The organism is Kosakonia oryzendophytica (genome assembly GCF_900094925.1).
GTDB classification, from domain to species: Bacteria; Pseudomonadota; Gammaproteobacteria; order Enterobacterales; family Enterobacteriaceae; genus Kosakonia; species Kosakonia oryzendophytica.
The window spans coordinates 1-19075 of sequence record NZ_FMAY01000020.1 but is presented as its reverse complement, the minus strand read 5'-3'; the positions used below and the strand labels follow the sequence as shown (position 1 = coordinate 19075).

The window sequence follows — 19075 nt, the reverse complement described above, 5'->3', positions numbered from 1 at the left end:
TGCTCCATTTCTTATTTCAGGCTAATGAGCTCTTCATTGCCTTACGTTTACGGCTAATTTCGATAGAGAGGGTCAGGACGGCGGAAACCACCAGCATGCCTGCCACGCACCAGAGGGCGAGAGAGAAGTCACCGGTGGTCTCTTTCAGCCAGCCGATCACCGCCGGGCCAGCGAACCCACCCAGGTTGCCAATTGAGTTGATGGCAGCGAGGCCTGCTGCCGCAGCCGGTCCATTGAGGAACAGCGACGGGATGCTCCACAGCGGTGGCTTACAGGACGAGATACCGACGTTGGCCATCACCAGCGCGAAGATCGCCAGCGGCAGGCTGTGCACCAACCCGGCGAGGATAAAACCGAGGCAGGCGAACAGGCAGGCGCTGACTACGTGCCAGGTACGCTCTTTGGTTTTGTCGGAGTGTTTTGCCCACAGGATCATCGCCACAATCGACAGTGCCGCCGGGATGGCATTAATAAAGCCAATCTGGAACGTGGTCAGGCCGAAGGATTTAATAAACTGCGGCGACCAGATATTCAGCGAATAGAGGCCCGCCGACGTACCGAAATAGACCACCGCCAGCGTCAGCACGCGGATATCGGTCAGCCCTTTCCAGATACTGGTTTTCGCCTGACTGCCTTTGTTCTGGTTCTCTTCCGCCAGGGTGTTAATCAGCCACTGGGTTTCATCTTTGCTCAACCAGCGGTTTTTCTCCGGACGATCGTTGAGGTAGAAGAAGGTGAAAATACCCAGCAGGATGGCGGCAGCGGAATCCAGCATAAACATCAGTTGCCAGCCTTTCAGGCCAAACGCACCGTGCATGCTTAAAATGGTGCCTGCCAGCGGCGAGCCAATCATCGACGAAATCGGCGCGGCCGCCATAAAGAACGCGATCACCTGCGCACGGCGTTTAATCGGGAACCAGGTGCTTAAGTAGAGAATAATACCGGAGAAGAACCCGGCCTCAGCGACGCCTAATAAAAAGCGCAGAACATAAAAACCGGTCGAGGTTTCAACAAACATCATGCAGGCGGCAATAATACCCCAGCTCACCATAATACGGGCCAGCCAGATACGCGGCCCGACTTTCTGCAAAATAACGTTTGAGGGAATATCTGTTAAGAAATAGCCAATAAAAAACATGCCCGCGCCAATACCAAATACCGTGGAGGAAAATCCTAAGTCCTGGTTCATAGTGAGCGCGGCGAAACCTATATTTATGCGGTCAAAGAATGCAATAAAATAAGCAAACATCACAAAGGGTACGATACGCCAGGATATTTTCCTGAGCGTAACCTGTTCAGTTGTAGAGTTCATAACATTGTTTTCCAGCAGTTAAAATAATAATGACAGGCAACGTTACGGAATAAAAATGCGACCTGCTGACGAAACAACTATGAGAGGAATAAAACGGGGGATCATCCGGCGATGATTATATAAAAAATGCAAATAATTGATGGTGAAACAAAAACTGCGACGGAAATCCCGCTCGCGATCAATAAAACCTTAAAAACCGTGCGATTATTAACAGAATGTCAGAAGTGATTTTACATTAATGAAACAATCGCTCCGACGAGGGAAAAACGGGATATGTGATAGGGTTCAAAATCCAGGCGAATAAAAAAGCCCGGCGAACCGGGCTGGCGGGCTTAGATAAAGGTAAAGATCTCGTCACGCGGTAAGCGGGATTTTGGCAGTGCAGCGTTAAAGTCTTTTTCACTGCGAAAGCCCAGCGAGACCAGTACCACGCTGGTCAGCCCTTTCTCACGCAGACCCAGTGCAAGGTCCAGCGCGCGCTGATCAAACCCTTCCATCGGCGTGGCGTCAATGTCGAGCATCGCGGCGCTCAGCAGCAGGCCGCCCAGCGCCAGGTAAACCTGTTTCTCCATCCATTGTGGAATATCGCGCTGCTCATAGCGGTGCATATCCACATAAGAGCGACGGCTCTTGTCCTGACCGGCCTGTGCGCCTTCAGCGACAAAGCGGCCATCTTTTTGCTCCTGCGCCAGCACGTTTTGCAGATGCTGGTCATCGAGATCGCTGCGCATGCACAGGGCGATGACATGAGAGGCATTCAGCACTTTCGGTTCGTTATAGGCATACGCACCGCTGGTGGATTTCGCTATCGCTTCGCGGCCTTCCGGCGTGGAGGCGACCACAAAGTGCCACGGCTGTGAATTCACAGACGAGGGGCTGTTTCGCAGCACGTTAAGTAAGGTGTCAATTTTTTCCTGCGGCAGCGTTTTACCGGGTTCAAACGCTTTCACCGTATGGCGGGCAATCACAGCATCATCAAGGGTCATCCTGTTTCTCCTGGCGCAAAAATAACAAGTAGATTGAGGGGATTGTTGGAGAATAAACGCAAAAGATAACGAGATAAATCGCTATAAAGGGACAACACTTTCACTCCTGGAGTGAAAATGAAGTTTGCCTGCGCGCTATTTTCTGGCACAACAGACGGGGTACGCCCCTTTATCACCGGAGAGATCATGATTCGGCTGGAAGATGTCACGCTGTTTGTCCGCTCAGCAGCACTGGGAAGTTTTTCAAATGCCGCACGGGAAGCCGGTTTGCTGCCGGGCCAGGTGAGCGCGGCTGTGCACCGGCTGGAGCGGGATTTGGATAAGCGCTTGTTTGTGCGATCCACACGCAGCTTACGGCTGACGGCGGAAGGCGAAAAGTATCTTCCCTACGCCCAGGAGATGCTGGAAGTGGTGCACGCCGGCGCGGAAAGCCTGCACAGCGGCGATAACGAGATCAAGGGCGAGCTGCGCGTAGCGATGCCATCGGACATTGGCCGCAATGTACTGTTACCGCTGATCACCCGTTTTTGCCAGCAGCACCCAAAAGTGTCCTTGCGTCTTTCGCTGTCCGATCACATTAGTGATGTATTCCGTGACCCGGTCGATATTGCTATTCGTTACGGCGTGCTGGATAACAGCAGCTATGTGGCGTTGCCGCTGGCGGCAGATAACCGCCGCGTTCTGGCGGCCTCACCGGCCTATCTGGCGCGCAACGGCCGCCCGCAAACGCTGGACGAAGTGGTTAATCACCCATGCCTGTTGTTCACGATGAATAGCCAGGTGTATGACAAGTGGAGCTTCCCGGAAAATGGCATGCGCCGCCAGCTTATCGTTAAAAGCCGCATGTTATGCGATGACGCTGACGTTGCCCGGCGCTGGGCCATTGATGGGCTGGGGATTGTTTACAAATCGTGGATCGATCTCAGCGATGACGTACTGGCGGGCCGCCTGGAGGTGCTTTTGCCGCAGCATCCGGGGGAGGCTGCACCGTTAAACCTTATCTGCCCGCACCGTAAACAGTTTTCTCCGGCTATCCGCCACCTGCACAACGCATTGCGCGAGCACCTTCAGCCGATCACCGCGCTGATGCACAGTCACCCTGCGTTTAAGACAACATATTGAGTGCGTCGTCACGGGTTACTAACCCCGTGAGCGCATCATAAAGGAACACGGCTGAGGGCATTAAGCCCATTGTGAAAGAGAAGCCATGCATATTCATCGCTGATAATACCCCCAACGGGTGTCCTATTTTTTCTGCTGACGGTTGTACTCCTCTGTGAATTGTGTTTTATTCCCGCCGATTTATTCCCTCTCTAGAATATTAGCCTAACCCGTTGCTCTCTAATTTATTATTTTATGATGTGTCATGTTCTTATTTATGGTTGTCATTTTTTCATTGCTGTAATTCTGTTTTGTATTTATGTGATTATAGTGAAAACAAGAAGATAGACTTGTTTTCACTTTCATATAAATTCAAGTATTAGGTTTTTAAGATTGTGAATATTAGTTAAGGATATTTTTATAACAAAATATTGTGATTTTGCTCTCAAATGAATACAGAAGTAGTCGCTATATCTATTGGCGAAGCGGGTTTTATATATGGAATATTCTTTATAAATGGATTGTATTTATGAAAGCCATTTCTTTAATTGATAAAAAAACGTTAGGGCTCATAACCTATCAGTATTCCCCCCTATTACCGGAAGATGGTGTTGAGATTGATATTGTACTTTCTGGTATTTGCGGAACTGATTTGGCAGTGTTAGCAGGGCGAGAGGAAGGTTTGCCGGGTATTATTCGCGGGCATGAAGCTGTTGGTGTGGTTGTTAATGTCGGCAATGCGGTGACGGGCCTGCAACCCGGTATGCGAGTCGTTATCGATCCGAATGAATATTGTGGGCGCTGCGCAGCCTGTCGCGCTGGGCGCACACATCTCTGCACTGGTGGCCACAATGGAGGATTGGATATTGTCGGTGTGAATAAACACGGCATGTTTGTGGAACGATTTATTACCCGGATGCCATTTGTTTATCCGCTACCGGATGCGATGAGCTGGGAAACCGCGGTGCTCATTGAACCTGTCGCCTGTATTTTAAACAATATTGACCATGCTGAGATTCAGGCGGGAGAGCGGGTGTTAGTGCTGGGATCGGGGCCGATGAGTCTGGTGGCTCAGTTGCTGCTCCGGGTGATGGGTGTAAAGACACTGGCGACGGATCTGAACCCAAACCGTATTCAATTCGGGCGATCGCTTGGGCTGGATGTCCTGCATGCGGATGAACTCAGATCCAGGCTACAGCAAACCCCGGTAGATGTAGTTATCGACACGGTAGGGAATCAACTCGATGTTGCTATGAGCACGGTTCGTCGGGGTGGCAGAGTTGTTCTTTTCGGGTTTGACGGAAATTACACCTATACATTGCCGGTAAAATACGTTCTGGTTAATGCCATCCGTTTGATTGGCGCGGGGGAATATAATCAACATTTCCCGCGTGCATTACAGATGGCCAGTATGATTCCCGCGCTGGGCGAACTGGTAACGCATCGTTATACCCTTGACGAATGTGCAGAGGCTTTCGACCATCTGCTCAACGATCCTTGCTCCAATATTATAAAATGTGTCTTTACACCGAATGCGAAATATCTGTAAGAATTCTTTTTCTTTAAGCTAAGATAAGTTGAGATATTATGAAAATTACTATTTTTAGTCAGATCTCTATTGATGGTAAATTAACTCTCGGTCATGGTGGATCCAGTAAAGGATTATTCCAGTTGCTTAACGATGAAGATATACAATTTATTCATCAATTCCGCGGGAAGGTCGATGCCATTATGGTAGGGCGAAATACCATTGTGACTGATGATCCGCAATTAACCAATCGTTATGGCGGCAATAATCCATTACGCATTATTCCTACCTCATCGCTGGATTTTCCCGATTCGGCCAGAGTGTTGTGTTCGCCGGAGGAATCTCTCATTGTTACAACAGAACGGGCTCGTGGTCACGCGATGATTCAACGAATACGCGAACATGGTAAAGAGGTCCTTTTTGCGGGGGTCGATCGGGTAGATTTTAATTTTCTTTTTTCGCTCCTTCAACAACGTGGAATAGAACATATTATGGTGGAAGGTGGTGGTTATTTAAACTGGCAGATGTTTGATCTTGATGTGGTGGATGATATTATTTTAATGCAGTTGCCAATTATTATTGGTGGCGCAACAACGACTACTCTTGCAGATGGCGAAGGATACAAGGACATAAATCATACCAAAGCATTTTCACTGCACCATTTTGATGCCCGGTCTAATTATAATCTTCTACATTTTAAACGTATGTCTGCCCAGACATATTAATATCACTCATGGATGGCTGAAAAATAAAATGGAAAAATTCAAAGCTTCTGAGCTAATCTGGCTTAATGTCAATGAATACCTTGTCCTTGATGAGGATGATATTATTCTTTACACCTCTCCCGATACTGATTTTTGGCGTGGGACGTATTATGGGCTGGAGTATGATAATGCCCCTGCTGCAGTTATTAGCCGCGAGGAGCGATTCTGGACTCTGAAAGCCAGGGTGTCGTTTAATTCTTCTATCTATTTTGATCAGTGCGGTCTGTTCATTTACCAGGATGAAGACCACTGGATGAAAAGTGGTATTGAATATCAAAACAATGGTTACCAGCAGTTGTTTTCGGTGGTGACTAATCAGGGATTTTCGGATTGGTCGATGTCTAACTTTGATCGGCATCGGCAGACCATGTATTACCGGTTGAGCCGCAGGGAGAGTGATTTTCTACTGGAAAACTCACTGAATGGCAGAGACTTTCATATGATGCGCATGTTCCATTTATCTCACGCTGAGGCGCGTGTGCAGTTTGGTTTTTTTGCCAGTAGCCCCGGAGACTCTTCTTTTGCTGCCCGCTTCTCTGAGATTGAACTCATGGAATGTCAGTGGCAGGCGCATAATGCTGACCGTTTCTGACAGGGATACCCAATGACGATTTCACCTCATCAGCAGCGTCTGTCTCTCTGCGCCTGCTATGCCGCCATGATATGCCTGGCCATTGCACTCAACTTCTTGCCCGTCTATCTGACCACATTCAGCGACGCCTTTGACAGTGATTCCGGGCTGACCGGTGAGCAATTGGGGCGTATTCCGGCAGTCATGTTTCTCAGTTTTATCACCGCTATCCTGGTGACCGGGCCGCTGGCTGATCGGGGCAATGCTCAGCGGTTTATTTTATTTGGACTGCTGGTCATGGCGCTTGGGTTAGGCTTTGTGGCGATGGCACCCACCTACACTTTCCTGTTGTTCGCTGTCGCGCTGATGGGGTGGGGAGCAGGCATGCTGGATATGTTGCTCAGCCCGATTGTCGTGGCGTTACAGCCTGCCAGACGCTGTGCGGCTATGAACTGGCTACACTCCTATTTTTGTCTTGGTGCGGTAGGTGCAGTACTGATCGCCAGCTTTGCGCTGAAAGGGGGGATTTCATGGCGCATGGTTGCGTTGGGGGTCATGATTGCGCCATTGGGGACAGCACTGTTGTTCCTGCGGCTTACTTTCCCTCCCCTGGTGCAGGAATCGGCACCAAGAGAAGCGCTGACGAGCTTGATAAAACGTCCTTATTTCGTCGCTTGCCTGATCGCTATCTTTTTAGGCGGCGCCACAGAGACGGGGCTGTCGCAATGGTTGCCGACTTACGCTGAGCGGGGATTGGGATTGTCGAAGGAGATCGGCGGGTTTGCACTGGCTGGCTTTTCTGTGGCGATGGCACTGGGGAGAATGGCGGCGGCTATGGTGCAGCAGCGTATCTCTCCCGAGGTGTTAATGTTGGGCTGCTGCGCTGTGACCGTGGCGCTGTTTGTTGTGATCGGTTTTCCTCCCAGCCCAACGATTGCCATTGCTGCCTGTATTCTGGCTGGATTTTCAGGAAGCTGTCTTTGGCCAACTATGCTGGCGATGTCTGCGGATGCCTATCCGCGAGGCGGTGCGACCATGTTCGGTGTACTGACGGCTTTTGGTAATGCGGGCTGTAGTCTTGTGCCGTGGCTGGTTGGGCTGATCATGGAGTATTCATCGTTACATATAGGCTTATTGACTGTTGCACTCTATCCTGGCGGTATGATCATTGTGCTTATATGGATGCATCGACTATCCGGAAAAAATAACGGCGTGCAGGTGGAATAATTACACGCCTTCCTTTTTTCTTACTGAAGAGTATTAATTACAGGTTCAACTTACATTATCGCGTTATTATTGTATGGTTTTACATTTCGTTGCAGTGCTTATTGTGATCGCGCTGAGAGATAAAGCTATAAACACCTGGTAAAATAACGATAAGTGAATGTTTATCAATATAGTAAGGGACGATTCATATGAAAAACATATTATTGGTATGCGCCGCAGGGATGTCGACAAGTATGTTGGTGAAACGCATGAAAGAGTATGCGGATACGGTAAATATTAAGGTAACCATTAATGCATTAGCCATATCGGAAGCCAAAGAGACGTTGAAGAAAAATGAGGTGGATATTGTATTGTTGGGACCCCAGGTGCGTTTCCAGAAAAAAGAATTAGAGGAGGTTGTACAGGGTCGGGTCCCTGTCGCCGTGATTGATATGAAAGCTTACGGGCAGATGGATGGCAAAGCCGTTTTAGACAGTGCGCTGGTTTGTCTGGCTGAATAATTCCTTTTCGGATAATTATTCCTTCTTTGTGTGTGGGATTTTTTCCGCACACTGAATCCCTGTGTGCATTATTAATTAAAACGGTAACAAGATTAAAAGGAATCATCATGAGTTTCATGGAGTCTTTTGAACGAGGTATGGAGAAAATTCTCGTTCCTATTGCGGTTAAATTAAACTCACAGATCCATATTTCGGCAGTGCGGGATGCATTTATATTGTCCTTCCCGATTGTGATGGCCAGTTCGCTGATTATTCTTATTAATTTTGCGATTCTCTCACCTGATGGTTTTATCGCCAGTATTTTGCATCTGGATGCGCTTTTCCCCAATCTGGCCGCGGCGCAGGCAATATTCACACCCGTCATGAATGGCTCGGTCAATATTATGGCGGTTTTAATTACCTTTCTGGTGGCGCGCAATATTGCCATTAACTATCAACAAGACGATCTCCTGTGCGGATTAACGTCGATTGGTGCGTTTTTTGTTGTTTACACGCCTTACACCGTCATTGACGGGCAGGCGTATCTCACCACCCAATACCTTGGGCCGCAGGGGTTATTTGTCGCTATTATTGTTGCATTGATCGCCAGCGAAGTGTTCTGCCGTCTGGCGCGCAACCCTAAAGTAACCATTACGATGCCTGCTGCAGTGCCGCCCGCGGTCTCCCGCTCTTTTAAGGTGCTGTTGCCTATCTTCTTTGTGATGATCCTGTTTTCCGTTATCAACTATCTGCTGGCGAAAATCTCGCCGGATGGCTTGAATGATCTGGTCTACACCCTGATCCAATCGCCGTTAAAAGATATGGGCACGAATATTTTCGCTGTGTTGATCCTCGGCCTGGTCGCAAACTTTTTGTGGGTGCTGGGCATCCACGGGCCGAATACTGTGGCGGCGATTCGTGAGGCCATTTTCACAGAAGCTAACCTGGAAAACCTGTCGTATACCGCGTCGCATGGTACCACTTGGGGTGCGCCCTACCCGATTACCTGGGGCGGTATTAACGATGCTTTCGCTAACTACGGTGGCTCGGGAATGACATTGGGGCTCTTGCTGGCGATCTTTATCGCTTCGCGGCGTAAAGATTACCGTGAAATGGCGAAAATGGCCTTTGTTCCGGGCCTATTCAATATCAACGAACCGGTTATTTTCGGGCTGCCTATTGTTCTGAATCCGATTCTGGTGATTCCGTTTGTGCTGACTCCGTTTGTTAACTCGCTGATTGGCTATGTCTTTATCACCATGGAGCTGATTCCGCCTATCGCGTATGCCGTGCCGTGGACAACGCCCGGCCCACTCATTGCGTTCCTGGGAACTGGAGGAAACTGGCTGGCGCTGTTTGTCGGCCTGCTGTGTCTGGCGGTTTCTACACTGATTTATCTGCCGTTTGTGATAGCCGCCAATAAGGTAAATATCGTAGCAGCAGATCGGTAGCGCTTTTTCCCTCTCTGAAGCCTGCCGCATGCCATACGCTGCATGCGGCAGTGCACCGTAGATTTCCATCTCTAGTAACACGGCAGGGTTATCGACCTGCCGCGAACCATCGAACTCCACACGCGCAACAGGCTGCACTGACATTCCCTGTCAGGACAATAGGTTATCTTCTCCTCAGTGAAATAAAGGGGTTGTATGAATCTGCTGCTGTCTGCGGAAATTTCATTTTAGTTTTTTAGCTTTCTGCCGTTAACCCCTAAGAACAAACACTTTTTTACCTATAAAACAGGGCTATGCCGCCATGGTCAGGCCGTATTCGTTTAACGTCTTCTGAGACTTTTGACTCCGGAACCAGGGGAACATGAAAGAAAGTCACGACAGAAAACATGACCCGCTCATTGAGCGGCTCTGTGAAATTTTCGGTGCGCTTTACCAGGGGCGAACTATTGATAAAGCGTGGCTTTGCGATAAGTTCGGCATCACGGAGCGCACTGCTTATCGGGATCTTGCCAGACTGGGGCATATCCTCGATCAGGTTGCTCCCGGGCGCTACAAGCTCAGCTCACATCTTCTGCCTTCTCTGCATACCGGTCACCTGGCGGAGTTCGCCGATTTTGCCGGTGTGGCACATCTTTTCCCTCGTAATGACGGCCAGTCGCTACGTAACAGCATGAAAAATCGTGACAACATTGCCTTTCATGCCGCCAGTAGCCGGGAAAACCGACTGATTGAAGATCGCATCAACCTACTCAATCGGGCGATTACCGTACATTGTGAAGTGGACTATCACTATCGGGACAAAGCCCGCCAGGCACAACCTTACCGGCTGATCAACCAGTACGGCTTGTGGTATCTGGCCGCCGTTGAACAAGGGCGTCTGAAGGCGTTTGAACTGGCGAAAATTGAAGGCCTTAAAGAAACGGTGCGGCATTTTACACCGCATGCGGATGTGCTGGCCGAACTGGATAGCGGCGTGGGGATCCGTTTCGGTTCAAGGGTGGAGACGCGATTGCGGGTTTCTGCTCAGGTAGCGGAATACGTTACCCGCCGTTCCCTCTTTCCTTCGCAGCGCATTCTGGAACAGCATGACGATGGTAGCCTGACGCTTTCAACCGCCATCAGCGATCCCCATACGCTCTTTCGCTGGTTGCGTTACTGGCTACCGGACATCGGCATCCTGTCGCCGCAGTCGCTACGTGAGCAATTTGAGCAGGATTTGCATACCCGTTATACCCACGGTGTGATGCTGATGGCGCAGAGGTAGTCTGCGCCGGAAACAGCCAGGCGGCCTTTATTGCCCTCGATACTGCTCATCGGTCACCTGCTCCAGCCAGGTGACCGGGCTGCCGTTTAACGATTCGGCAATGGCGATATGCGTCATTGCGCTTTCGGCCGTCGCGCCATGCCAGTGTTTCACCTCTTCCGGGATCCAGACAATATCGCCCTGATTCATCTCCTGCACGGCTTCGCCTTCGCACTGGATCCAGCCTTTACCCTGAATCACGATCAGCGTCTGGCCCAGTGGATGGGTATGCCATGCCGTGCGAGCGCCGGGTTCAAATGTTACCGTTGCGCCGCCCACGCGGGCAGGGGCCTCGGCTTTAAAGGGGGCGTCAATGCGTACGCGACCGGTGAAATACTCTTGTGGACCCTGCGCCGAAGGAACGGAGGCATTACGGATGATTTTCATGTTGTTCTCCTGTGTATGGGCACGTCTGTATAGCGTAGCGTGTGGATTATGCGTCTGATGGGAAAGTAATGAGACGATCATAAAATCCGCAAGCCGTGGCGACTATTGGTGAAAATCGGCATGGCTGTATGAGTGAAACTCATCAATAGCGACGCAGCACCATCACCGCGTGATCCACGGCGCGCCGTCGCGAAAACCTGCCGGCACCCATGAAGAGATAATGCCGCTGCCATAAGATCCTGATAAGAGTAGCGATGGAAGGGTGTCGACAAAGGCGGAACGCTATCTTAAGCAGGCGGGCGAAAATGATAACCCCACTAAATCATAATGGGGTTATGAACAGAGTTCATGAATGGCGTTCGCTGACCGTCATGGTGAAAATGACCGGTTGTGTGGTGTCATTGGCATAATGGTGCGGCACATCGGTTTGCGCGACCGCCGAGCAGCCTTCTGCAATAAGCAGCGCAGTTTGATCCACCTGAATAGCGAGAGCACCGCTTTCCACATGTAACAGCTCCACCGTGCCGGACGGATGCCCGGGGGAGGTAAAACGCTCACCGGGAAACATTTCCCAGCGCCACATTTCCAGCATATCCGGGCCACTGGTGCCTGCCAGCAAACGGGCTGAACCGCCTTTTTCACCACGCCACAGTACCGGTATCTCCTCCGGTGTGATCAGATGTGCGGTCGGTTTACTGGCGACATCCACAATGTCGGCCACCGAGACGCCCATCGCCGCCGAGATTTTACACAACAGGGCGATACTGGGGTTGGCAAGGCATTTCTCGATTTCCACCAACATGCCTTTACTGACGCCCGCCCGGCGGGACAGCTCATCCAGCGAGAGTTTTTGTTGTTTGCGAAACGCTTTAATACGCGCTGCTACCGCTTCACTGACGCGCTGAATGTCTGCACCGGAGTCGGTCGATTTATTGACTTTTTTGGTCATCGGTCGATAGTATGAAATAAATTGGTCATTAAAAAGGATTATCCGATGCTTTCCGTTCAGCCGTCAATTGATGCCCGCCTGGCAACCATCGCGCCGGGTTTTCGTGCGCTCAGCGTGATGGTGGATGCCACCACTCTGTTCAACCCGCAGGTGGGCGAAGACGCGCTGCTCGGTGCGTGCGCTTCAGTTGCAGCAGGTGGCCCGGCCTGGGCAGATGCGCACCTCGCCGCATGGGACACGGTGTTTAAACAGTTCGGCGCGAAGCCAAAGCGTACGCCCAACTCGGCGTTGGCGCTGCGTAAACGTGTCCAGCGGGATGGCGTGGTACCAGCAATTGATCCGGTGGTGGATCTCTATAACGCCATTAGCCTGCGCTACGCTATTCCGGTGGGTGGCGAGAATATTGCCGCCTATGTGGGGGCGCCGCACCTGACCATTGCAGACGGTAGTGAGCTGTTCGACATCATGAAAGAGGGACGACTGGCGCAGGAGTCTCCCGAACCGGGCGAGGTGATCTGGCGTGATGATGTGGGCGTGACGTGCCGCCGCTGGAACTGGCGTCAGGGCGTGCGCACCCGCTTAAGCGCCACCGATCATCGGATGTGGTTTATTCTTGAAAGTCTGCCGGAGATGCCGAAGGCGGCGTTATGTGAAGCGGGCGACGAACTGATTGCCGGGTTGCAACGTATGATGCCGGGCTGCAGTAGCCAAATGTCGCTGCTCGGGTTTGATATCTGAAGAGGACAACAGAATGGATTTCACAGGATTGAGTGCCTTTCCGCTGACGCCGCTGGTGGATGACAAGCTGGACGAAGCGGCCTATGTGCGGCTGATTGAACGGCTGCGTACTGCCGGTGTGGATTCGATTGGCGCGCTGGGATCGACCGGATGCTACCCCTATTTCAGCCGCAACGAACGGGCCACCGCGTTGCGCCTGGCGACGGAGCACTCCGGCGCAGTGCCGGTGATAGCTGGCATCGGCGCGCTCCGCACCCGCGATGTGTTGTGGCTGGCGGAGGATGCACAGAAAGCGGGCGTAAGCGCACTGCTGCTGGCGCCGGTTTCTTATCACACGCTAACGGAAGATGAGGTGTTCGACTTGTATGCAGCGGTGACTCGCGAGCTCTCCGTGCCGCTGTGTGTGTACGACAACCCCGGCGCTACGCACTTTACTTTTAGCGATGGCTTACTGGCGCGCATTGCACAGTTGCCCAATATTGGCTCTATCAAAATTCCGCCGGTGTCTGCGTTGGAACGCATTGCCAGCCTGCGGTCGCAGATCCCGGAAACAGTCACTCTGGGCATCAGCGGTGATGCGATTGCGGTAGACGGACTCAACGCCGGATGCGGCATCTGGTATTCGGTCATGGGAGGACTGTTCCCCGAAGCGGCACTGACGATCGCTCGCGCCGCGCTTGCCGGGGATACGGCGCAAGCGCGCGAGCACTCTGCTGCGCTGGCTCCGCTGTGGGATCTGTTCCGGCGTTACGGCGGTAGCCTGCGGGTGATCGCCACTGCTGCGGAATTGCTCGGTGCAGTCGCTGCGCCGTGCCTGCCCGCGCCTCTGCGCACGCTGACGGGCGACGCCCGACGGCAGGTGGCGGAAGTGATTGAGACGCTGCGGCTGGCCTGATTCTCGCCCTAATCGTAAAGCGGTGTTTTTGTATATCCCATTGACATATCCCGCCACTCACTTATGCTTGTCAGTATGAAATTTCATCAGTGGAGAGACGGATGGAGAAAACGACACTTTTTAAAAGCAATCGCAGTCAGGCTGTACGTTTGCCAAAAGCCGTGGCTCTGCCAGAAGACGTCAGGCACGTTGATATTATTGCTGTGGGGCGCACACGAATTATCACTCCATCAGGAGAAAGCTGGGATAGCTGGTTTGATGGGGAGAATGCATCTGCTGATTTTATGACCGCGCGTGAGCAACCAGGGGATCAGGACAGGGAAGATTTTTGATGCTCAAATTTATGCTTGATACAAACATTTGTATTTTCACTATAAAAAATAAACCCGAAACTGTCCGCCGGGCATTCAATCAGCGTGACGGACAGATGTGTATCAGCTCTATCACATTGATGGAGCTAATTTATGGTGCAGAGAAATCGGCCGCGCCTGAAAAAAACTTGCGTGTCGTTGAAGGGTTTACCGCCAGGCTGGAGGTGCTGCCTTATGGTATCGATGCGTCAGTGCATACTGGTCAACTCAGGGCGGAGCTGGCAAGAGAAGGGGCACCCATCGGGCCTTATGATGCCATGATTGGTGCTCATGCCCGTTCCTTGGGATTAATTCTCGTGACCAACAACACCCGCGAGTTTGTCCGAATTCCAGGTCTACGTTTGCAGGACTGGACGATGCATTAACTTTTCTATGTCCCCAGCCGTTTTGCGACAAAACGTGAGATCGCAGGCCCGGTGATCAACACCAGAATAAAGCGCCCGGTCTGCATGGCCATCACAAACGAAATATCCACATGGCTTGATGAGGCAATAATCGCCACTGTATCCGCTCCACCGGGGCTGGTGGCCAGGTAAGCGGTCAGCGGATCGATACCCGCGAAGCGCACCAGTAAAAAGGCGAAACCGCAACACACGGCAACCAGCGTCATGACCGACAGCAGCACGCGCGGTAATGCGCGGGCGGCATAGCCGACAATCTCCCGCGTAAAGCGCAGGCCGATGCTCCAACCGATAATGGCGTAAGAAAGCGCCAGCAACCACGGCGGCAGTTCAAGGCGCAGCAAACCGGTATCTTCAACAATCGTTCCTAATACCAGCGTGATCAGCATCGGCCCGGAGGGCATTTTCACCTTACGGGCAATCAGGTAGCCTGTGGCAATCACCAGTAACGTCCCGGCAAAGGCCAACCCGCGCAGCGGGCCAAACAACGTAAACGTCGCCACGGCGTGGTCCGGGTTATCGGTTCCCATCCACATGCGGGTAACCAGCACTGCCACCAGCGCCACAATCATCACCCGCAGGTACTGCATAAAGGCCACCAGCCGCACATCTGCGCCGAAGCTCTCTGCCATAATGGTCATTGCCGCCGCTGCACCCGGCGATGATCCCCAGATGGCGGTAGAGCCAGGGAAGACCTGTAGTTTCGCCATGATCCAGCCAAGGATTGCACTGGCGAAAATCACCGCCACAATACAACTGATAAACAACGGCCAGTCGGCTGCGATACGACCAAAAACCGACGGTGGGATGGCATGAGCTATCATCGCGCCAACCACCGCTTGCGCCGCGCTAAAGCATTTTTTACTGATGGTAAGCGGATGGTTGGTGATGGCGAGAAAAATGCCAGCGAACATGGGGCCTAAGAGCAGCGCCGCAGGCAGATGGATCAGCTCCATCAGCGCCACCAACGGTATTGATATGACAAGCAACCGCAGCCAGTTGCGCAGTAGCGGAGAGGATAATGTCATTAACCTCCCCTCCTGCATCCTGCGGCTACGGCATTAAAAGTCATGTAAGGCATAGTGTCCCCGGCAAATAAAAACAGTAATTGTATGATAATAAAGACATACCTGTGACTGTATAAGGTCTTTGCCTAAGCTGCAATCTTTCATGTGAGTAAAAGGATTATTTTCCTGCGCTAATAAAAAGATTAACGTTGCTAAATATTATTGTACGGGTAAACATACCTTACTGCGTTAACGATGTTGTAAAGCAGAATGGCAGGTGGTTGTTATTTTTATATTTTAACATCTGTATTTTTTTAAAACGACACGATATTCAGAAACACCCAAAAAATCATTTCCTGACAAAATGTGAATGTGCAATTTGAAAGTTTTCTTTAAGTGCATGATTTTATTCTTTTGCTGTATTTCTTCCCAGGCGCGCAGATGAAAAGTCCGAATTCTTTTAAGGTAAACTTGCCTTTTTAAATGACCCTATCTAATTTTTTATTAATTATTTCTCTTTAGCCGCTTGTTTTTGTTTAAGGAGAAAGTAATTAGCCTTTTCTTTCACGATTTTTAGTCTCAATAAGATCAATCAGTTATATCGATAACACACAACGCATGCGCATTCTTTGTGCTTATTTTGTCGTTGTTATTTTAATGCTGATAATTTTTTTGGTTTTTAAAAGTGCCTGTCGAATCACTCTTTGGCGTATGGCATGGGCGGTAGCGTGCCTTTTTTAAATTTAAAGGTAACGATTTCTACTAATTCAAGCCGGTGAGAATGATTCGATATTCACTTTATCTAAAGAGTGTGCAGTATTGTCCATGCTTATAGCTGCATTGTCCATGTCTGCACTTCATGTCAAAACGCTGTGTTAACTCCAGAAGGATATATCCATGGCTACTACAGCTGATGAAATTGCCAGCCTTTATCCCATTCCCACCTATCGCTTTATCGTTACGCTTGGTGATGAACAGATGCCATTTTCCAGCGCGTCGGGCCTGGATATTAATTACGATACTATCGAGTACCGTGATGGCACAGGAAATTGGTTTAAAATGCCCGGCCAACGGCAAGCCATTAATATTACTCTCTCTCAGGGCATATTCCCGGGGCAAAATGCCCTTTACGATTGGATTAATTCTATTCAATACAATCGGGTCGAAAAGAAAGACATTCTGATTAGCCTGACTAACGACACCGGTACAGAAGTGTTACTGAGCTGGAGCGTGTCGAACGCTTTCCCCACTGCGCTTTCCTCGCCGTCGTTCGATGCAACCAGTAATGAAGTGGCTGTCCAACAACTGACGTTGATGGCGGACAGAGTCACCGTGCAAGCAGGCAGCTAATACAGGAGCTGATCAATGGCGACCACCGCTACTTATCCTGGTGTGTATCTGGGTGAAGATACGACGGCTAACTTTGTCGTGTCGTCTTCGGCGACCGCCGTACCTGCCTTTGCATTTCGTAAAGTTGCCGGCCAGCCTCATATCGAGAATATTTATGTTTTCAATAACTGGGCGGAGTTTGTTAAAAGCCAGCAAGGGAATGACAATGAATATGCTTATGTTATTGCCATAAAATTGTGGTTTATGAACGGTGGCGGTAAATGCTATCTGTTCCAAAAAAGCTATCTGGATGACATATTAAATCAGTACGACGATATTACTTTGGTTGTCGCTGCGGGTACAGGGAACGATCTGTTTAATCAGATTACTGATTTTTCAAATCGCCGTGGTCATCAAGTCTTTATACTGCTCGATTCCGCCAACGCAAAAATTAGCGCTACGGATACTGCCAATACCATTATGGCGGATTATCCGGCGCTGGCGAATGCTGCGGTATTTTACCCGTGGGGAACTTCGCTGCGTGGTAGCAATATTCCTCCCAGTGCCATGGCTGCTGCGGCGATTGCACAAGCAGACAGCTTACTGGGTGTCTGGAAAGCACCTGCCAACCTCATTATTAACGGGGTGGCATCGCTTAAATATCCCATCAGCGATGATTTACAAGGACGATTTAACCAAGGTAAAGCGCTGAATATGTTTCGCGAATACCCAGGTGTTGGAACTGTATTATGGGGGGCCAGAACGCTGGAGGACAGTGATAACTGGCGATATATTCCCGTGCGTCGCCTGTTTAATATGATTGAAAAGGATGTCCGGCTTTCACTTAATAAGGTGGTATTCGAAACCAATAATCATCCAACCTGGCAGCGTGTTAAAGCTGCGCTGGATAATTATCTCTATGGCTTGTGGCAGCAAGGGGCTTTGGTGGGCAATAACCCGACAGAAGCCTGGTTTGTTGAGGTGGGTAAAGGCATCACGATGACGGAGGAGGATATTCACCAGGGTCGGCTTATTATCAACCTTGGTCTGGCAGCCGTTCGTCCCGCTGAATTTATCCTACTGCAATTCTCCCAAGATATTGCTCAATAATTTACAGGAACAAAATTATGTCAATCGAAACCATTGTCCCCGGTGTTTATATTGAAGAAGACGCCACCCCGGCAATATCCGTGAGCCAGGGGGCGACGGCAGTACCGCTATTTATCGGCGCCTTTGCAGCGCTGGAAGATAAATACAAAGGTAAAATTGTCAGAATCAGCGGTTGGCTCGATTTTGTACAGATGTTTACCGCGAGCAGTGCAGGCTATTCCGCTTCAGTGACGATTACCTCAACAGAGTCGACAGAATCTGAGGAACCTGATGATGGGTCATCTGGGACTCCTGATGATGGTTCATCAGGAACAAACACACCGACTACTCCCACGGCGGCTGCGGTTGAATATACCTACACTGCTGGCACGCCCAGTGTGACTGAAACGACCGCCACAGTGGCGTTGCAGCTCTATTTCCAGAATGGCGGTAACCCATGCTATGTCTTCGCGCTGGAAGACACCAGCGATACCACGGCATTGGCGAGTATACCGACGCTGATGGGCGAGTATGACGACATTACCATTCTGGCGGTGCTCGATAGCGATAGTTCTTACCGCGATGAAATTTATCGCATACTGGCCGGCGCACTGGATCAAAACAAAGGGTACTTCTTGATCGCTGATGGTGAATCGGCGGCTGCGCCGGATGCGGTGAAAGGGTTTGATCATGCAGCGGTTTACTACCCTGCCTTATCTGTGAAGGCAGGAAAAATCAGTGATAACGATGTGAAGATCACGGGTTATACGGATGCAGTAAGTAGCAATGTCACCACGCTGGCGGATCTGAAGAGAGTCAATCCCGAGCTGGCCGCCAAGTGATCTGCCCCCGGGATTAGATACAACCTTCAGTTAGTAATGTCGGTTGGTTTTTCTTCATATTTCCTGTTTCGCCAGTCCGTTGCGAATTCAGCTGGTGTCTGGTAATCCAGCGATGAATGGGGACGGCACTCGTTATAATCCTGCCGCCAGTCATTAATCGTTTTCCGGGCATGAAGAATATCGCTGAACCAGTGTTCATTCAGACACTCATCGCGAAAGCGTCCGTTAAAACTCTCAATAAATCCGTTCTGCGTTGGCTTACCTGGCTGGATAAGCCGTAGTTCCACACTATGCTCAAAGGCCCATTGATCGAGCGCGCGGCAGGTAAATTCCGGGCCCTGATCG

At 50.5% G+C, this 19075-nt stretch carries 21 protein-coding genes; 15 read left to right on the top strand and 6 right to left on the bottom strand.

Going from position 1 to position 19075, the window contains the following annotated elements:
* Window positions 1-16: 16 nt before the first annotated feature.
* Both GA0061071_RS22400 and nfsB read right to left on the bottom strand, forming a co-directional pair.
* Window positions 17-1312, bottom strand: a complete 1296-nt coding sequence (locus GA0061071_RS22400; RefSeq protein WP_061492442.1) for an MFS transporter — start codon at window positions 1310-1312, stop codon at window positions 17-19.
* Between the two features lie 332 nt (window positions 1313-1644).
* Window positions 1645-2298, bottom strand: a complete 654-nt coding sequence (gene nfsB / locus GA0061071_RS22395) for an oxygen-insensitive NAD(P)H nitroreductase (RefSeq protein ID WP_061492443.1) — start codon at window positions 2296-2298, stop codon at window positions 1645-1647.
* A 186-nt stretch (window positions 2299-2484) separates the two neighbouring features.
* On the opposite strand from nfsB, the gene GA0061071_RS22390 reads away from it, so the two are divergent.
* The 8 genes from GA0061071_RS22390 (at window position 2485) to GA0061071_RS22355 (ending at window position 10683) form a co-directional block, all read left to right on the top strand.
* Entirely contained in the window at window positions 2485-3420 is a 936-nt protein-coding gene (locus GA0061071_RS22390; RefSeq protein WP_061499674.1) for a LysR family transcriptional regulator, read from the top strand.
* A 508-nt stretch (window positions 3421-3928) separates the two neighbouring features.
* Window positions 3929-4948 (top strand): zinc-dependent alcohol dehydrogenase, encoded by a 1020-nt coding sequence (locus GA0061071_RS22385; RefSeq protein WP_088236936.1) that lies wholly within the window; start codon window positions 3929-3931, stop codon window positions 4946-4948.
* 38 nt (window positions 4949-4986) lie between these two features.
* Entirely contained in the window at window positions 4987-5652 is a 666-nt protein-coding gene (locus tag GA0061071_RS22380; RefSeq protein ID WP_061492445.1) for a dihydrofolate reductase family protein, read from the top strand.
* A 28-nt stretch (window positions 5653-5680) separates the two neighbouring features.
* Window positions 5681-6283 carry a DUF1349 domain-containing protein gene (locus tag GA0061071_RS22375; RefSeq protein ID WP_088236937.1) on the top strand — a complete coding sequence of 201 codons (603 nt, stop codon included), beginning with the start codon at window positions 5681-5683 and terminating at the stop codon, window positions 6281-6283.
* A 12-nt stretch (window positions 6284-6295) separates the two neighbouring features.
* Window positions 6296-7489: an MFS transporter gene (locus tag GA0061071_RS22370; protein ID WP_088236938.1), complete on the top strand. Its 1194-nt coding sequence runs from the start codon at window positions 6296-6298 to the stop codon at window positions 7487-7489.
* 188 nt (window positions 7490-7677) lie between these two features.
* Entirely contained in the window at window positions 7678-7989 is a 312-nt protein-coding gene (locus GA0061071_RS22365) for a PTS sugar transporter subunit IIB (protein ID WP_061492448.1), read from the top strand.
* Window positions 7990-8096: 107 nt separating this feature from the next.
* On the top strand, window positions 8097-9419 hold the full coding sequence (locus GA0061071_RS22360) for a PTS sugar transporter subunit IIC (protein WP_061492449.1): 1323 nt from the start codon (window positions 8097-8099) through the stop codon (window positions 9417-9419).
* Between the two features lie 361 nt (window positions 9420-9780).
* Window positions 9781-10683 carry a helix-turn-helix transcriptional regulator gene (locus tag GA0061071_RS22355; protein ID WP_061492450.1) on the top strand — a complete coding sequence of 301 codons (903 nt, stop codon included), beginning with the start codon at window positions 9781-9783 and terminating at the stop codon, window positions 10681-10683.
* Between the two features lie 27 nt (window positions 10684-10710).
* Here the strand turns inward: GA0061071_RS22355 and GA0061071_RS22350 are convergent, their stop codons facing one another.
* Together GA0061071_RS22350 and GA0061071_RS22345 are read right to left on the bottom strand one after the other, a co-directional pair.
* Complete coding sequence (locus GA0061071_RS22350) at window positions 10711-11109, bottom strand: (R)-mandelonitrile lyase (protein ID WP_061492451.1); 399 nt, start codon at window positions 11107-11109, stop codon at window positions 10711-10713.
* Between the two features lie 346 nt (window positions 11110-11455).
* Window positions 11456-12058 carry an XRE family transcriptional regulator gene (locus GA0061071_RS22345; protein WP_088236939.1) on the bottom strand — a complete coding sequence of 201 codons (603 nt, stop codon included), beginning with the start codon at window positions 12056-12058 and terminating at the stop codon, window positions 11456-11458.
* 45 nt (window positions 12059-12103) lie between these two features.
* On the opposite strand from GA0061071_RS22345, the gene GA0061071_RS22340 reads away from it, so the two are divergent.
* The 4 genes from GA0061071_RS22340 (at window position 12104) to vapC (ending at window position 14427) form a co-directional block, all read left to right on the top strand.
* On the top strand, window positions 12104-12796 hold the full coding sequence (locus tag GA0061071_RS22340) for a B3/B4 domain-containing protein (protein WP_088236940.1): 693 nt from the start codon (window positions 12104-12106) through the stop codon (window positions 12794-12796).
* 13 nt (window positions 12797-12809) lie between these two features.
* A complete protein-coding gene (locus GA0061071_RS22335) occupies window positions 12810-13691 on the top strand; it encodes a dihydrodipicolinate synthase family protein (protein WP_061492454.1) in 882 nt (293 codons plus the stop codon).
* Window positions 13692-13792: 101 nt separating this feature from the next.
* A complete protein-coding gene (vapB, locus tag GA0061071_RS22330; protein WP_061492455.1) occupies window positions 13793-14023 on the top strand; it encodes a type II toxin-antitoxin system VapB family antitoxin in 231 nt (76 codons plus the stop codon).
* A complete protein-coding gene (vapC, locus tag GA0061071_RS22325) occupies window positions 14023-14427 on the top strand; it encodes a type II toxin-antitoxin system tRNA(fMet)-specific endonuclease VapC (RefSeq protein WP_061492456.1) in 405 nt (134 codons plus the stop codon). Before vapB ends, vapC begins: the two co-directional genes overlap by 1 nt.
* 5 nt (window positions 14428-14432) lie before the next feature.
* Here the strand turns inward: vapC and GA0061071_RS22320 are convergent, their stop codons facing one another.
* Entirely contained in the window at window positions 14433-15491 is a 1059-nt protein-coding gene (locus GA0061071_RS22320) for an AbrB family transcriptional regulator (protein ID WP_061492457.1), read from the bottom strand.
* 876 nt (window positions 15492-16367) lie between these two features.
* Here GA0061071_RS22320 and GA0061071_RS22315 point away from each other — a divergent pair.
* The 3 genes from GA0061071_RS22315 to GA0061071_RS22305 are packed head-to-tail and all read left to right on the top strand — an operon-like array spanning window position 16368 to window position 18730.
* Entirely contained in the window at window positions 16368-16820 is a 453-nt protein-coding gene (locus tag GA0061071_RS22315; RefSeq protein WP_061492458.1) for a phage tail protein, read from the top strand.
* Between the two features lie 15 nt (window positions 16821-16835).
* Window positions 16836-17909: a phage tail sheath family protein gene (locus GA0061071_RS22310; protein ID WP_088236941.1), complete on the top strand. Its 1074-nt coding sequence runs from the start codon at window positions 16836-16838 to the stop codon at window positions 17907-17909.
* A 17-nt stretch (window positions 17910-17926) separates the two neighbouring features.
* Window positions 17927-18730: a hypothetical protein gene (locus GA0061071_RS22305; protein WP_088236942.1), complete on the top strand. Its 804-nt coding sequence runs from the start codon at window positions 17927-17929 to the stop codon at window positions 18728-18730.
* Between the two features lie 26 nt (window positions 18731-18756).
* Here GA0061071_RS22305 and GA0061071_RS22300 read toward each other — a convergent pair.
* Window positions 18757-19075 (bottom strand): integrase core domain-containing protein (locus GA0061071_RS22300; RefSeq protein WP_139109692.1); only part of this gene is annotated, 319 nt, incomplete at its 5' end.

Bases quoted from the DNA above. Each gene is read 5' to 3' on its own strand.
- GA0061071_RS22400 (WP_061492442.1), bottom strand. From the start codon at position 1,312: ATGAACTCTACAACTGAACAGGTTACGCTCAGGAAAATATCCTGGCGT.
- nfsB (WP_061492443.1), bottom strand. From the start codon at position 2,298: ATGACCCTTGATGATGCTGTGATTGCCCGCCATACGGTGAAAGCGTTT.
- GA0061071_RS22390 (WP_061499674.1), top strand. From the start codon at position 2,485: ATGATTCGGCTGGAAGATGTCACGCTGTTTGTCCGCTCAGCAGCACTG.
- GA0061071_RS22385 (WP_088236936.1), top strand. From the start codon at position 3,929: ATGAAAGCCATTTCTTTAATTGATAAAAAAACGTTAGGGCTCATAACC.
- GA0061071_RS22380 (WP_061492445.1), top strand. From the start codon at position 4,987: ATGAAAATTACTATTTTTAGTCAGATCTCTATTGATGGTAAATTAACT.
- GA0061071_RS22375 (WP_088236937.1), top strand. From the start codon at position 5,681: ATGGAAAAATTCAAAGCTTCTGAGCTAATCTGGCTTAATGTCAATGAA.
- GA0061071_RS22370 (WP_088236938.1), top strand. From the start codon at position 6,296: ATGACGATTTCACCTCATCAGCAGCGTCTGTCTCTCTGCGCCTGCTAT.
- GA0061071_RS22365 (WP_061492448.1), top strand. From the start codon at position 7,678: ATGAAAAACATATTATTGGTATGCGCCGCAGGGATGTCGACAAGTATG.
- GA0061071_RS22360 (WP_061492449.1), top strand. From the start codon at position 8,097: ATGAGTTTCATGGAGTCTTTTGAACGAGGTATGGAGAAAATTCTCGTT.
- GA0061071_RS22355 (WP_061492450.1), top strand. From the start codon at position 9,781: ATGAAAGAAAGTCACGACAGAAAACATGACCCGCTCATTGAGCGGCTC.
- GA0061071_RS22350 (WP_061492451.1), bottom strand. From the start codon at position 11,109: ATGAAAATCATCCGTAATGCCTCCGTTCCTTCGGCGCAGGGTCCACAA.
- GA0061071_RS22345 (WP_088236939.1), bottom strand. From the start codon at position 12,058: ATGACCAAAAAAGTCAATAAATCGACCGACTCCGGTGCAGACATTCAG.
- GA0061071_RS22340 (WP_088236940.1), top strand. From the start codon at position 12,104: ATGCTTTCCGTTCAGCCGTCAATTGATGCCCGCCTGGCAACCATCGCG.
- GA0061071_RS22335 (WP_061492454.1), top strand. From the start codon at position 12,810: ATGGATTTCACAGGATTGAGTGCCTTTCCGCTGACGCCGCTGGTGGAT.
- vapB (WP_061492455.1), top strand. From the start codon at position 13,793: ATGGAGAAAACGACACTTTTTAAAAGCAATCGCAGTCAGGCTGTACGT.
- vapC (WP_061492456.1), top strand. From the start codon at position 14,023: ATGCTCAAATTTATGCTTGATACAAACATTTGTATTTTCACTATAAAA.
- GA0061071_RS22320 (WP_061492457.1), bottom strand. From the start codon at position 15,491: ATGACATTATCCTCTCCGCTACTGCGCAACTGGCTGCGGTTGCTTGTC.
- GA0061071_RS22315 (WP_061492458.1), top strand. From the start codon at position 16,368: ATGGCTACTACAGCTGATGAAATTGCCAGCCTTTATCCCATTCCCACC.
- GA0061071_RS22310 (WP_088236941.1), top strand. From the start codon at position 16,836: ATGGCGACCACCGCTACTTATCCTGGTGTGTATCTGGGTGAAGATACG.
- GA0061071_RS22305 (WP_088236942.1), top strand. From the start codon at position 17,927: ATGTCAATCGAAACCATTGTCCCCGGTGTTTATATTGAAGAAGACGCC.